This is a genomic window from Viridibacillus sp. FSL E2-0187, from assembly GCF_038006425.1.
Taxonomy (GTDB): domain Bacteria; phylum Bacillota; class Bacilli; order Bacillales_A; family Planococcaceae; genus Viridibacillus; species Viridibacillus arvi.
Genome location: NZ_JBBOVG010000001.1, coordinates 1,106,614 through 1,120,903 on the forward strand (window position 1 = coordinate 1,106,614; position 14,290 = coordinate 1,120,903).

Genomic DNA, 14,290 nt, shown 5'->3' on the forward strand with positions numbered 1-14,290 from the left:
TAAATAATACCCCTATGGGTATGGAGGCGTAAGAGATGTTAAAAGCAGATATACAATTAGATACTAAGGGGCTTGCTTGCCCTATGCCAATCGTTAAAACGAAAAAAGCAATGGAAGGCTTAGTAGATGGTGAAGTTCTTGAGGTACAAGCAACGGATAAAGGATCAAAGGCAGATTTAGCTGCATGGGCAGGCAATATTGGACATCAGTATATTGGTACCATTGAAGAGAATGAGATCCTATATCACTATATTCGTAAATGTTCAAAAGATATTAATGTGGAAGAAACGTTTGAAAATACCATTTCAATTGAAGAAATCACAGGTCGTTCTGGAGTGATCCTAGACGTTCGTGAAGAAGTTGAATACGCATTCGGTCATATAGAAGGTGCAATATCCATTCCAATGGGCGAGCTTGATGCACGGATAAAAGAATTAGATATGGATAAGGAAATTTATGTGATTTGCCGAACAGGTAAACGTAGTGATATGTCGGCACATAAGTTAGCAAACGCTGGATTTAATAAGGTATACAACGTACTACCAGGGATGACAGCCTGGAAAGGTGAACTAACAAAAAATATATAATATGTATTAAATAGAACTTTTCATCCGTGCAGTAGGAGTATTTTTTACTGCAAAAAAATCGGAAAAATAATACCTATGGGGGTAACGTGGATATGACAGTAAATACATGTACCGCAGCAGACGTTGCACGTAAAGTTATCGAAAAGAAGGAATTATTCATTTTAGATGTACGAAATGAAGATGCATTTGAAGATTGGAAAATTGAAGGTCAGAAATTTGAGTATTTAAATATACCTTATTTCGAGCTACTTGATGGTGTTGAAGAAATCCTTCCAAAAATTCCAACGGATAAAGATGTATTAATCGTTTGTGCAAAAGAAGGTTCATCAATTATGATTGCTGAAATGCTTTCAGTCGAAGGACTTGACGTTTGTTATCTTGCAGGAGGTATGAAATCTTGGAGTATGTACTTAGAGCCAATAAAAGTAGGCGAACTTCCGAACGGCGGTGAATTATATCAATTTATCCGTCTGGGTAAGGGGTGTCTTTCATACATGGTGATTTCTGAAGGGGAAGCAGCTTTAATTGATGCCGTACGTTTTACGGAAGTATTTACAAACTTTGCTCATGAAAAAGGTGTTGAAATAAAACATGTATTTGATACACATTTACACGCCGATCACATTTCAGGTGGTCGTGCTATAGCAACTGCGACTGGTGCAAAGTATTACTTACCAAAAGCCGATGCTACAGAAGTTGTTTTCGAATACACAGAACTTGCAGATGGTTTAACAGTACAACTTGGTAGCTCAAAAATTGATGTTGGTGTCCTATATTCACCAGGTCATACAATTGGATCAACTTCTTTAATAATCGATGGTCAATATCTATTTACTGGTGACATTTTATTTATCGATTCAATTGGCCGTCCTGACTTAGCTGGCCTTGCAGAGGACTGGGTAGGTGACTTACGTGAAACGCTTTATAGACGTTACCGCGAATTAGCAGAGGACTTAATCGTTCATCCTTCGCACTTTATGAAAATTGATGAATTAAACGAAGATGGTACAGTCGCAAAACGCTTAGGTGATTTATTTGTAGAAAACCACGGGTTGAATATTGAAGACGAAGATGAATTTCGTACGCTTGTAACCGAGAATTTACCACCACAGCCAAACGCATACCAAGAAATTCGACGAGTGAACATGGGCGAAATTACACCAGATAATGAAGCGCAAACAGAGATGGAAATTGGTCCAAACCGTTGTGCTGTAAGATGATTTTTTGAACTTGGAGACAGATGGTAGGAATGTCATATGTACGATTGCAGATTATTTATTTGCAAGTTTAATAAGGAAAAGCGAGGATTTTTTCCAACATAAAAAATAAAACGAAATAAAAAGGGGAAATAAACTTGAATATTATAAAAACTTTAGACGTAAAAGGGCTAGCCTGTCCGATGCCAATAGTAAAAACGAAAAAAGCAATCGATACTATTGCTTCTGGCGAAGTACTAGAAGTATTGGTAACAGATAAAGGCGCGTTAAATGATTTTACAGCGTGGGCAAAAGCTGGAGGTCACAATATCGTAGAACAGAAAGAAGATGCAGGTGTATTAAGCTTCTTCATAGAAAAAGCATAAAAGAATAAATGGGCGGGTACTCGAGCAATCGATGCTCGCTTTTTTAGTAAGGAAGAAGGAAAAAAAATGAGTTTTTCATTAATAACTGTCTTATTTCTCATTGGTTTTGTTGGTTCATTTATTTCCGGAATGCTTGGTATTGGTGGCGCTATTATCAAATTCCCGATGCTGTTATATATTCCGGCATTACTTAGTTTAACAAGTTTTACTTCACACGAAGTTGCTGGTATTAGTGCAGTTGAAATACTTGTGACATCGATTGCAGGTGTATGGGCGTATCGTAAAGGCGGATATTTAAATAAATCATTGATTTTTACGATGGGTATAGCAGTATTAGCAGGTAGCTTACTTGGTAGCTTTGGGTCGAATGGGTTATCGGCAGAAAGTATAAACGTAGTGTACGGAGTGTTTGCATTACTTGCAGCAATATTAATGTTTATTCCTCGTAAACAAATTCCTGATGTCCCAGTGCATCAAGTGCAGTTTAATAAATCTCTTGCAGCTGGCTTAGCGTTTATCGTTGGCATAGGTTCCGGTATTGTCGGAGCAGGAGGTGGTTTCATATTAGTACCTATCATGCTTGTCATTTTAAAAATCCCAACTCGTATAACAATCGCTTCTAGTTTAGCAATTACGTTTATTTCTTCCATCGGTGGATCAATTGGGAAAATTACAACTGGACAAGTAGAATGGGGGCCATTGTTAGTGTTAGTAGCAGCAAGTTTGATTGCAGCGCCTATTGGAGCCAAAGTCGCTAAAGCAATGAATACAAAATTATTACAGATGATGCTAGCATTGATCATTGGTGCAACCGCTATAAAAATCTGGGTGGACATTTTAATGTAGAAGAAGTCATGAATGCAGGATAAGAAAATATATTCTGCATTTTTCTATTGAATGTACGCAAAAGAAGATCACTAAGGTGTAAGAATAGTTATTTTTTCACTTTTTAGTTCTTATATCAACTATTAGAGCAAAGTCTTTTAGCTAATTTGCTGTATCCGAACAGTTTTATAGGAAAGATAGATATTCGTTGTTTGTTGGTCCTCTTTTTTCATTTGTATTCAATGTAAAGTAAGCTTGACTTTCAATAAATTGTAAATTAAAATGAATGTAAAGTTAACTTTACTAAGAAGATGGAGATAAAATGAAAAATAACATTAAAGAATTTCGAGTAAAACATCATTACACACAAGATGATCTTGCGGAAAAGTTAGAAGTATCTAGACAGACAATTATTTCATTGGAGAAGGAACGATACAATCCTTCAATTACTTTAGCCTTTAAAATTTCTCGACTATTCAACTGTTCAATTGAAGATGTTTTTATTTATGAGGAGGAATAAGAATGGAAAGAATGTGGATGGGCATTGGAATTTTCACCTTTGTAGTGGCAATTCTATTATTAACAACTGTAGGAAACCATATGTACTTGAAAAAGAAAAAAATCGTTGATGAGCGGTATAATCGCATTCATCATTTAGGTCGTTCTTATGCATGGTTTGCGTCAACAGGGATTATTGTCATTGTTTGGTTTTTAGCACTTTTTGTTTTTGATTCATTACTTGCCTTTTTCTTAATTACAGCGATTTATGTTGGTCACATGGTATCCTACGCCATAGGAGCAGCAGTTGCTCAAAGTCAAAATTAGTATCATTTAATTTATATTTAACGCTATTTATGGTACAATTTAACACCTCGAGATACTTTGAATTTATGTTTATCTATTAGAATGTGTGGTGATAATTCTTTTAAAGTGAAGTGAAATAAATTCGTCTACTTAGTATTAACTTAATTCTAAGTTAAATTATCTAAATGATCACTTTATTTTTCGGGGGGTCAAAGGAAATATGCTTATTCTAAAGTGCATCCAAGTGATTTAATCTACTTGGATTTTTTTTAGTGTATATTCTCACTCTAGTAAACGCCAAATGGCAACTAATTAATCTCTAATAAAAACTGTATTTATAATAGGGGGAAACGTATTGAAACGTCTATTCGTTAATTATGTTCGACCATTATGGAAACCCATTATAATAGGATTAGCTTTATCTTTAGTATCCACACTACTTATGGTTTCACAGCCACTCGTCATGAAGAATCTTATTAATACACTTACTGGTGGACAAACGACTTCTTTCATTAGGAATGTTACTCTACTTATATCTATTCCAATATTAGCTACTGTAATCTCCTATATTCAAACGTATTTCCTATCTGGCATTGGCCAAAAAATCTCACAAAAATTCCGTGAAGATACATTTCAAAGTATGTTAAATCAACCAACAGAGTATCTGGACAAAAATTCAGCTGGAAGCATGTATCAAAATGTACAAGACTCTATAATAGTTGGCGATGGCTATATTGATTACGAGCTGGTTCCAGCCATATTATCTGTTTTTACGTTACTCTTAACTTTTGGATCCATGCTGTTGCTCGATATACCTATTAGCTTAATTATATTAGCATTTTCACTACTAACAGTTTTCTTAACAGCGATGACTGGGACGAAGGTTAAGGAGGTTGAAAGTAAATATAGAGGTGCAAGAATAGGTAGTGCGGATTTTCTTCAAGAAGTGTTGGCAAACGTTAGAACAGTGCGTCTTTTTACTAATAGAGATAGAGAAATCGCAAATTGGAAGAAGTGGTTGGAAATAGATCGTGGTTTTTGGATGAAAAGACGACTAATTTCAGATTTAAATGTAAATGGTATATTGATTTTTATTCAATCGCTCTGTTTAAGTATTGTCATTATTTATGGATACATAAGAGTTCAAAATGATTTGCTAAGTCTCGGCAGTATCGTTGCTTTTATAGCATATGTCCCTATGGTTTTTCAATCTGTGTCAAGTTTACAAAGAGCACAACTAGGCACAAAAAAGGTGAAAATTGTACTCAATCAAATTTATACTTTACTTGATTCGCAATCAGAGAATCCTAAAAACAAAGGTAAGACTGTGGAAGATAAAGCTTTAGAAATCGAGTTTAAAAACGTGGATTTTCATTATCCTGACCGTCAAGAAGGATTAATAGATATTAATTTTACTGCAAAGCAAAATTCGACTACCTTGATTGTTGGCCCAAGTGGAGTAGGGAAAAGTACAATAATTGATTTACTCACTTGTTTGTACTATCCAAATAAAGGTGAAGTAAGCATTGCAGGTAAACCTACTGTTGATTGGAACAAAGACGAATTACGTAAACAAATTGGAATCGTACCCCAAAACGTTGTCATTTGGAACCGTACTTTAAGAGAAAATCTCTTGTATGGCATATCAAATGCGCATCAAATATCTCCCGAACGAATTGATGAAGTAATTAGAATCACTCGATTAGAGTCATTTGTGAAAAAATTGCCTGATGGTTTAGAAGAGGTTCTTGGCCCAAACGCTGTTCAAGCTTCGGGTGGGGAACGGCAGCGGATTGCACTGGCACGTGCATTGTTGAGAAATCCAGCTATTCTTATATTTGACGAGGTAACATCTGCATTAGACCCTATACTAAGCGCGGAAATCACGGAGTTGATTTGGAGTAAGGAACTGGTCTCAACTAAAATCATTGTCAGCCATCGACTATCATTTGCTTCACGAGTGGATCAAATTCTTGTCGTAGACACTGATGGAACCATTACATGTGGTAAACATACAGACTTAAAAGACAATCACTCTCTTTACAATCAATTAGTAATGGCAGATGAGTTTCAAGATATTCCAGAATGAGAAAGACATGGTTTTAGTGAATAAATAAAAAATATCTTGAAATTAAATATATCAAGATAGGTATACTATTTTTGTATTATGAAAGTTAAATAATGGTAATTTCAAGAGCTGTCCGGAACTATAGGGCAGCTTTTTTCTATTTAAATACTTCTCAAAAGTTAAATTAGTTTAGTTCTTTTCACTCTAAAAGTTGAATAAACTCATAGCAAGCTCATATTTATTAAGATTCAAGAAAATAGGCACTTAATAAAAAAATTCAGACGAAAAATAGTAATTAAAGGACTATATTTTGATGAATGTTTGAAATGCCAATGGTTTTTTTTAATAAACTATTAACGACATTATTTTAGTCATCACAATTTATTGGAGGAGCGGAGCGATTGCTTGTAGATATTCATAATCATATTTTACCCGGACTTGATGACGGGCCAAAGTCAATTGAAGAGGCTGTGTTACTTGCCGAGAATGCAGTATCAAATGGGATAACACATATTATTGCTACCCCTCATCATCATGATGGAAAATATATGAACCCATCTTCTGTAGTTGAAGAGGCTGTAGTCAATTTGAATAAGGAACTAGATGAAAGATTGATTCCATTGGAAATTCTACCAGGTCAAGAAACGCATATATACAATACCTTGATAGCTGATTTAAATAACGACCTAATAACACTAGCTAATAGTGGCAAATATATATTGATAGAATTACCGATAAATCATATCCCTCTCTTTACTTTTGATATTCTGTTTCAAATACAACTAAAAGGTTTTATTCCTATAATAGTCCATCCTGAAAGGAATATGGTATTTAGAAAAGACAAGCAAAAGCTATATGACCTAGTGAATAAAGGTACTCTCGTACAAGTAACAGCATCCAGTTTAATTGGTGTAAATGGTAGAGCCATAAAAAAATACATAAAGTATTTGATTAAACATAATATAGTCCATTTTATCTCTTCAGATGCTCATCATTATCTAAAGCGACCTTTTTTATTGAAAGCTGCATATCAATACATACGAGAAAAATTCTCAGAGGGTCATGTATCTTATTATAGTGAAAATGCAAAACACGTAATAAATGGCACTAGTTTTCAACCTAAACGTCCAATCAGTTTCAAAAAAATTCGAGATTAATAAATGAATTCTTTCAAAAGAATGGCAAAAAAGGAGGGGACAACTCTTATGGAAGAAACGATTAGCCTACATGACATATTCAAAACAATAAGGAAAAGACTCTTACTCATTATTAGTACATTTATATTAGCAGTTTCTATTGCAGGGGGAGTTAGTTACTTCTTATTAACACCGGTTTATGAAGCGTCTACACAAATTCTTATCAGTCAAAAGGACGTGGAAAATAAACAATTTATACAACAAGATGTCCAGACGAATCTCCAACTTATTAATACGTATAGTGTCATTATAAAAAGTCCTGTTATTTTAACAAAAGTTGTGAATAACTTGAACCTTAACGATAGTTTGGAAGTGCTTAATAAGAATATCAACGTAAGCAGTGAGCAAGATTCACAAGTTATTAACGTGAGTGTTCAGGATACAAATTTGAAAGAAGCTGTTGAAATAGCCAATACAACTGCGGAAGTATTTCAAGAAGAAATTCCGAAACTGATGAACGTTGATAACGTTAAGATACTTTCACCTGCAGTCGAAATCAAAAATAGTAAACCAATTCGTCCTAACCCCATTCTCAATATGGCAATTGCATCTCTTCTAGGAGTAATGATTGGTGTAGGAATAGCATTTCTTATTGAATATTTAGATAAAACTATAAAAACAGAGCAAGATATTAGTGAAGTAGTAGAGTTACAGATTCTTGGTCTCATTAGTCCAATTTCACAAAAGAAATCAAAAAAGACAAAGAAAAATAAAAAGAAAAGAGTGGTAAAAGATGTTTAAGAAGAAGCGGAAGGAGCATCGAAGAAAGCTTATTACAAGTACTGACCCAAGATCAATTGTTTCAGAGCAATTTCGAATGGTCCGAGCGAACATCAAATTCTCGATGAAGGACAAGCAATTTTGTACATTACTTTTTACTTCTGCTTCAAAAGGGGAGGGCAAATCAACAGTAGCAGCTAATACTGCTATTGCATTTGCACAAGAAGGTAAAAAGGTACTTCTCGTAGATGCAGATTTGAGAAAACCCACTATGCATCATACGTTTAATAAGTTGCTCTCGCCGGGATTTACTAACTTGTTAATGATCCAATGGAAAATCGATGATGTAGTTAAAGAATCCGGTATTAAAGGATTAGATTTAATAACTTGTGGCCCCATACCTTCGAATCCTGCAGAACTCCTTGGATCGACATCTATGGATCTATTTATCAAAGAGGCAAAAGCTTTATATGACATTGTCATTTTCGATGCCCCTCCAGTACTTTCAGTAGCAGATGCGCAAATTTTATCTGAAAAGTGTGATGGAACAATTTTGGTTATCAGTGCAGGGTCAACTGAGAAAAGATTTGCCGTCAAGACCAAGGAAGTACTTCAATCTTCTAAAGCAAACATACTCGGGACGATTTTGAACAACTTTAAACTAGAGAAAGGGCATTATTATTATGAATATTATGGGGAAGATAAGTAAATTGCAGCTAGATTTATATATCTAATCAGTCAATAATGCAAACGCATTTGGCACTAATGTAGTTTTTTCTAATAATAATCAATGTGGCTAGATAAGAATAAGTTTTTTCATATTGTTGTGCGGAAGGAGAACATGATGAACAAAAAAGTTTTACATATTCTTAGCACTGATGGACTAGCTGGTGCAGAAAATGTAGCTATGTGTATAATAAATAATTTATCTGAACTCTCCGAATCAGCCTATTCATCGCCAATGGGAAGTATTGAAAAAATACTGATTAGTAGAGATATTACTTATATTCCGATGAAAAAACTATCGATTAAACAAATTAGAAAAGCAATCAAAATATGGAAGCCTGATATAATTCATGCTCATGATTTTACTGCGACTCTTAAAAGTTTAATAGCAAGTTTTAATATCCCTGTAGTATCACATATTCATCAATATCCAAAATGGCTGAAGAGTATAAATAAATTTTCAATACTATTTTTCTTAGCATGTATAAAAATAAAAAAAATAATTGTAGTTACACCAGCAATTAAAGAACATACATTTTTGTCTAGAATATTCAAAGAAAAAACAATCGTAATTAAAAATATTGTAGATGTTAAATGGATAGCCGAAAGGGCTTCAGTTCCAACTGAGAGAAGATATGACATAGCATTCGTAGGACGATTGGAAGATGTTAAAGATCCACTACGATTTATTAAAATTATCTATCAATTAGTAAAAGAGATTCCAACTATCTCAATAGTGATGATGGGTGAGGGAAGCTTAGAAGGACAATGTAAAGATTTAATTGAAGAATTAAAATTAGAGAAGAATATTGATTTAATAGGATTTATGGATAATCCTTACCCTGTTTTGCAAAACTCAAAAATTCTAGTTATGACATCTAAATCTGAAGGGTTACCGATGGTTGCTATTGAAGCTTTATCAATGGGCAAACCTATAATAGTCCCTAATCTGGAAGAAATGCAGAGTATTGTTAGTAGTAATTGTGGTGTTATTTGTAAAGATGATCAAGAATTTATCAATGCGATAATTTCACTTTCACTTTCAGAGAATGAATATGCAGAGATGTCTTTAAGGGCTTCTAAAAAATCCGGTGAAATGTTTAATATGGAAGATTATAAGAATCAATTACAGCAGGTGTATTGTAGTGTCCTTTGAAATTCGAGAAGATCAATTGAGCTATACTTCCCAAAAAACTAGTCAATACTTACGTCAAAGATTAGGTTATCTAGACTTATATATCATAGGATTTTGTATTTTAAGTGACAAGTTATTTAATATTAATTTATTAGTTTACTGTCTAAGTATCTATCTAGCTTTCCGTATATTATTTATTTCACCAGATCACACATTTGCAATTTTAATTTCACTAATCCCTAATTTAGCAGTAATGTTTATTCCCATACCAAGTATGTCTGTACCAATTCTAAATGTATTAATGGGAATTGCTTTATTTAAAATTTTTATTTTGAATTTTAAGAAGCCTATTAATAAGAATTATCTTTTTATAATTGTGTTTTTTGTTGCTTATGAATGGAGCCATATTTTTGATTATGATATAAAATCTATTATCTTGTTATTTAGCTGGAGTATCGCTATTTTATATGTTTCTTTATACTTTTTTTATTCCCTGAAATCATATAATCATAAAATCGTAATTATATATTCTATTACCGGTGTGTTTATTTCAATATGCTATGGTATCTTAGATTTTTTTGAGAGTTACGGTACTCTGATGTCAAATAATGCAACTATTAGATTTAAAGGTGGAGCGGGAGATCCAAATTATTTTTCAATGTATGTAATGATCTCATTGTTTCTTCTTTTATATCTCGTAAATCGCGAGACAAATAAACTTCTTAAATTCTTGTATCCATTGATATTTATTTTTTTTGTCGCTTTCGGCGTACTCAGCTTATCAAGAATGTTTTTATTAGTTATTTCTCTGTTGTTAACGTTATTACTTATTAAGATTATTTTTAGATTGAAAAAAAATAAAAAGATCATGTTTTTTATTATGATGGTAATTGGATTCCTTGTCTTGTTTTCTATTTTCTTTATTTCAGAATTTACTTCTATTTTAAATTTATTACTTTCTAGATTTACAGATTTCATTGATGATCCATCTGCTCTTACTAGTAATAGAAATGTACTTGCTGAACAATATATTCAATTATTAATGTCTGATACAAAAGATATGATTTTCGGAATAGGAATTCAAGATTATCACCTTAGATCAGGTATTCAACTTGAAGCACATAATATTATTCTGGAAATTCTAGTAGTATGGGGATTAGTAGGGTTCCTAGTTTTTATAATGTTAATAGCAACATTATTAAAATATAGCTTTGCTTACAGAAAGAATTTGAAGAGAGATTTTATAAGTTGGTTACCTATAATTTGTATAGGGATAAGTTACTTGTCACTAAATGCAATGTCTAATGAAAGTTTTTTCCTTTTACTACTTTTTGCAATAAAAAACCTTATGGAATTTGATTCTTTGGAGACCGATTCGATGAAGACCGAGTATGGATAATCATAAGTATAGAATTGCAACATAAATAAAAAGAAAAGAAGGAAAGATCATAGAAACTATAAAAAAAACAGCTGTTCTTTTGATGGTCATAACAATTCTATCAAAAGTTTCCGGATTTCTACGGGATATTACACTATCCTATTTTTATGGTGCTTCTTCTACGAGTGATGCCTATATTATTTCCATTACAATTACATCTGTATTGTTTAGTCTTATCATTTCCGGGATATCCACGGCATATATTCCAATGTTTAAACAAATTGAACATAGTGAAGGACAGCAATCTGCCACATACTTTACGAATAATCTTATTAACATTGTTTTGCTAGTTACAACTTCAGTCATATTAATTGGTCTTCTTTTTTCTAATGTGCTAGTAAAATTATTTGCATTAGGATTTGATGGAGAAACATTAAGAATCGCTGTCCTTTTTACAAGAATCGGATTAGTAGGTATATATTTTACTAGTGTTACTCAGCTTTTCAGCAGTTATCTTCAATTGTATGGGAAATTCACAATACCCGCTATGGTTGGACTGCCGTTCAATTTTGTTATTATCATCTCTATTATTGTAAGTACTCAAACAAATATCATTACATTAGCAATTGGAAGTGTTACAGCAGCGTTCATTCAATTGCTCTTTTTAGTCCCATCACTAAAAAAAACAAATTATCGTTATGTTCCGATTGTGCAGTTTACCGACAAGCATATAAAGAAAATGGCAGTTGTCGTTTTCCCAATTATGATTGGAATATCTATTGACCAAATCAACTTGATGGTTGATAAAACCCTTGCTTCTACTTTAGTGGAAGGTGGAGTTTCTGCATTGACGTATGCTAGTAGATTAAATGATTTTGTACAAGGTATTTTTGTTCTTTCATTCGTTACGGTAATGTTTCCTCTCATCTCTAATTTGGCTGTTCAAAAAAATAAAGAAGACTTTAAAAGGTCAATTAGTGAAGTAATTTCGGTTGTCATATTAATCGTTGTTCCTGCTAGTATTGGAATAATGATTTTAGCAGATCCTATCATTAGATTACTTTTTGGACATGGACATTTTGACGAACACGCAATAGATATGACATCTCATGCACTCTTCTTCTATTCTATAGGGATGATAGGTTATGGCATCCGCGAGATTTTAAATAGGACTTTTTATTCCATTCAAGATACTAAAACCCCGATGTATAATGCTTCTTTTGCAGTTCTCTTGAATATTCTATTAAGTTTTATACTATCCTCATATATGGGAATCAGTGGAATTGCTCTGGCCACGAGTATTTCTGCACTCTTCTGCTCGACGCTCTTAGTTATTAAGCTAAGGAAAAAAATAGGAGCATTTGGTTTGAAAGGGAATTTTATCACTTTAATGAAAGTAACTTTAGCATCCAGTGTAATGGGGGTTGTTGTATATAGTTTAAACGAATATGTATTAACAGATTGGAACATATTTTTAAAAATGATTGTAGTTATCCTGATAGGGAGTAGTATCTATTTCCTTTTAATTACGCTATTAAAGGTGAAAGAATCAAAAGTACTAGTAAATTTCTTGTTGAATAAGATTCGTCCAAAACAAACCTAACAAGAATGGAGGATAATTTGGAGCTCATTCGAATTACTACGTATAATGACTTAGGAAGATATGAGAAAGAATGGTCAGCTATTTTAGAAGAAAATGATAATACAAATCCATTTATAGAGTATGAATTTGTTTATAATTGGTGGAGATTCTTAGGAAAAGATGAAAAAGTAGAAATATATGCAGTAAAAGAAAATGATCGTATGATTGCATTCTGTCCATTCCAATCAGAAAAAACTTGGTATGGATATATTTTGCATTTTTTAGCTCTTGGTGATGCAAATTATATGGATTTAATTGTAAGAAAAAAAGACATGGACCGAATTATCATGTTTGTATTTGATACGTTAATAAAAGAGAAGAAGCGTGTAGTTTTTTATTTACATGGATTATTAGAAAGTGTAGAAACACATAGTAAACTTTCGAATTATTTGAAAGCTAGAAATATGAAGGAACGCTATTCTCGTATTGTCACTCCTTATATTGATTTGAAAAATATAACCTACGAAGATTACATGAAACCTCGGCATAAGTTGCATGGATTAGATCGAAGGGAAAAAAGGTTGAGATTACTTGGAGATGTTCAACTGCAAATTTCCCCAGCATCAGAGATAAATCAAGTATTTAAACTGCACCAAAAACGCTGGAAAAAGAAAAATGATACAAGTGGATTTTCTAGTGAACGAAAGCAAGCATTTTTTAAGTACTTAGCTGAACAGAGTAATGGAAAACTACGTGTTCGTTTATCTACATTAAAATTACGAAATGAAATGATTGCATTTACGTATGGTTTTGCATGTAGAGGAAGGTATTTGGGATATGTATTAGGACATGATTCTGATTTTGATGTTTACGGTCCAGGTAGGGTTTTAGTTAAAGAGAAGATTAAAAGAAACATAGACTATGGATTTCAAAAACTTGATATGAGCATAGGATATGAACCATATAAGCTAGAATGGAATACAGATTCTGATTATACGAGAAAAACAATTTTTTCTACAAATACTTTTAGAGCAAGTATATATCGATATTTCCTTTGGTTAAAAGAAAAACTTATTTCAAGAGTTAGAAAATATTATTCTATTGTTATTTTTCGAAGAAACACAATTGGAAAGTTGAAATATTATCTTCGAAATAAGGATAAGTTTCATTTTTGGAAAGATATTTGGAAGAATAGGCTGCAACCTTTTTTGTATGAGCGAAAACAATATTTAATAGCAAAGTTGACGGTTAGTGAAATGAAATTGAATAGTCATTTTAAACAAATAACACCTGAAATGGTTCTATCAATGAAAGGTGAAAGAAAAGAAACACTTCAGAAAATATATAACGGATATAAAGGTTATTATGCTACTGACGAGAATAAAGCATTTTGGGTAAATGAAAATGTCATTCGGCTGGACGATATTGAAGTAGTAGAAAACTTAAAGAAAAAGACCATTTATATTAGAGATTGGGAGAATGAAAACTTAAAGCAAATACTGTCTTTTGTTCAAGGTAAATATCGACCAAAATACATTTTTGTACATGTAAATAAGCATGATAAAAAGAATATTCAATTACTCGAATCAAATGATTTTGAAATCACTGAAAGGCTTTCTTACTCAAGAGTATTAGGGAAGAAAAAAGTGAAAAAAGATGTAGAAATTTAAAAGAGAAGGTGCCTTTT

At 32.7% G+C, this 14,290-nt stretch carries 14 protein-coding genes; all 14 read left to right on the forward strand.

What is annotated here, in order from left to right; all coding sequences use genetic code 11:
* Positions 1–35: 35 nt before the first annotated feature.
* Positions 36–587 carry a sulfurtransferase TusA family protein gene (locus tag MHH85_RS05400; RefSeq protein ID WP_340706186.1) on the forward strand — a complete coding sequence of 184 codons (552 nt, stop codon included), beginning with the start codon at positions 36–38 and terminating at the stop codon, positions 585–587.
* A gap of 92 nt (positions 588–679) precedes the next feature.
* Positions 680–1,807: an MBL fold metallo-hydrolase gene (locus MHH85_RS05405; RefSeq protein ID WP_340706187.1), complete on the forward strand. Its 1,128-nt coding sequence runs from the start codon at positions 680–682 to the stop codon at positions 1,805–1,807.
* Positions 1,808–1,941: 134 nt separating this feature from the next.
* Positions 1,942–2,169 carry a sulfurtransferase TusA family protein gene (locus MHH85_RS05410; RefSeq protein ID WP_053416158.1) on the forward strand — a complete coding sequence of 76 codons (228 nt, stop codon included), beginning with the start codon at positions 1,942–1,944 and terminating at the stop codon, positions 2,167–2,169.
* 66 nt (positions 2,170–2,235) lie between these two features.
* A complete protein-coding gene (locus MHH85_RS05415; protein WP_193740297.1) occupies positions 2,236–3,015 on the forward strand; it encodes a sulfite exporter TauE/SafE family protein in 780 nt (259 codons plus the stop codon).
* 301 nt (positions 3,016–3,316) lie between these two features.
* A complete protein-coding gene (locus MHH85_RS05420; RefSeq protein ID WP_340706188.1) occupies positions 3,317–3,514 on the forward strand; it encodes a helix-turn-helix transcriptional regulator in 198 nt (65 codons plus the stop codon).
* A 2-nt stretch (positions 3,515–3,516) separates the two neighbouring features.
* On the forward strand, positions 3,517–3,819 hold the full coding sequence (locus MHH85_RS05425) for a hypothetical protein (RefSeq protein WP_193740296.1): 303 nt from the start codon (positions 3,517–3,519) through the stop codon (positions 3,817–3,819).
* 334 nt (positions 3,820–4,153) lie between these two features.
* On the forward strand, positions 4,154–5,887 hold the full coding sequence (locus tag MHH85_RS05430; protein ID WP_340706189.1) for an ABC transporter ATP-binding protein: 1,734 nt from the start codon (positions 4,154–4,156) through the stop codon (positions 5,885–5,887).
* Between the two features lie 380 nt (positions 5,888–6,267).
* A complete protein-coding gene (locus tag MHH85_RS05435) occupies positions 6,268–7,023 on the forward strand; it encodes a tyrosine-protein phosphatase (protein WP_340706190.1) in 756 nt (251 codons plus the stop codon).
* A gap of 48 nt (positions 7,024–7,071) precedes the next feature.
* Positions 7,072–7,803 carry a YveK family protein gene (locus MHH85_RS05440; RefSeq protein WP_340706191.1) on the forward strand — a complete coding sequence of 244 codons (732 nt, stop codon included), beginning with the start codon at positions 7,072–7,074 and terminating at the stop codon, positions 7,801–7,803.
* Positions 7,796–8,491 carry a CpsD/CapB family tyrosine-protein kinase gene (locus MHH85_RS05445; RefSeq protein ID WP_193740293.1) on the forward strand — a complete coding sequence of 232 codons (696 nt, stop codon included), beginning with the start codon at positions 7,796–7,798 and terminating at the stop codon, positions 8,489–8,491. Before MHH85_RS05440 ends, MHH85_RS05445 begins: the two co-directional genes overlap by 8 nt.
* 135 nt (positions 8,492–8,626) lie before the next feature.
* Entirely contained in the window at positions 8,627–9,664 is a 1,038-nt protein-coding gene (locus tag MHH85_RS05450) for a glycosyltransferase (protein ID WP_340706192.1), read from the forward strand.
* The gene (locus tag MHH85_RS05455; RefSeq protein ID WP_340706193.1) at positions 9,654–11,042 is read left to right on the forward strand and encodes an O-antigen ligase family protein; all 1,389 of its coding nucleotides are present in this window, start codon (positions 9,654–9,656) and stop codon (positions 11,040–11,042) included. The genes MHH85_RS05450 and MHH85_RS05455 overlap by 11 nt, the downstream gene beginning before the upstream one ends.
* Positions 11,043–11,100: 58 nt before the next feature.
* Complete coding sequence (murJ, locus tag MHH85_RS05460) at positions 11,101–12,624, forward strand: murein biosynthesis integral membrane protein MurJ (protein ID WP_340708125.1); 1,524 nt, start codon at positions 11,101–11,103, stop codon at positions 12,622–12,624.
* A 17-nt stretch (positions 12,625–12,641) separates the two neighbouring features.
* The gene (locus tag MHH85_RS05465; protein ID WP_340706194.1) at positions 12,642–14,273 is read left to right on the forward strand and encodes a GNAT family N-acetyltransferase; all 1,632 of its coding nucleotides are present in this window, start codon (positions 12,642–12,644) and stop codon (positions 14,271–14,273) included.
* Positions 14,274–14,290: the final 17 nt, after the last annotated feature.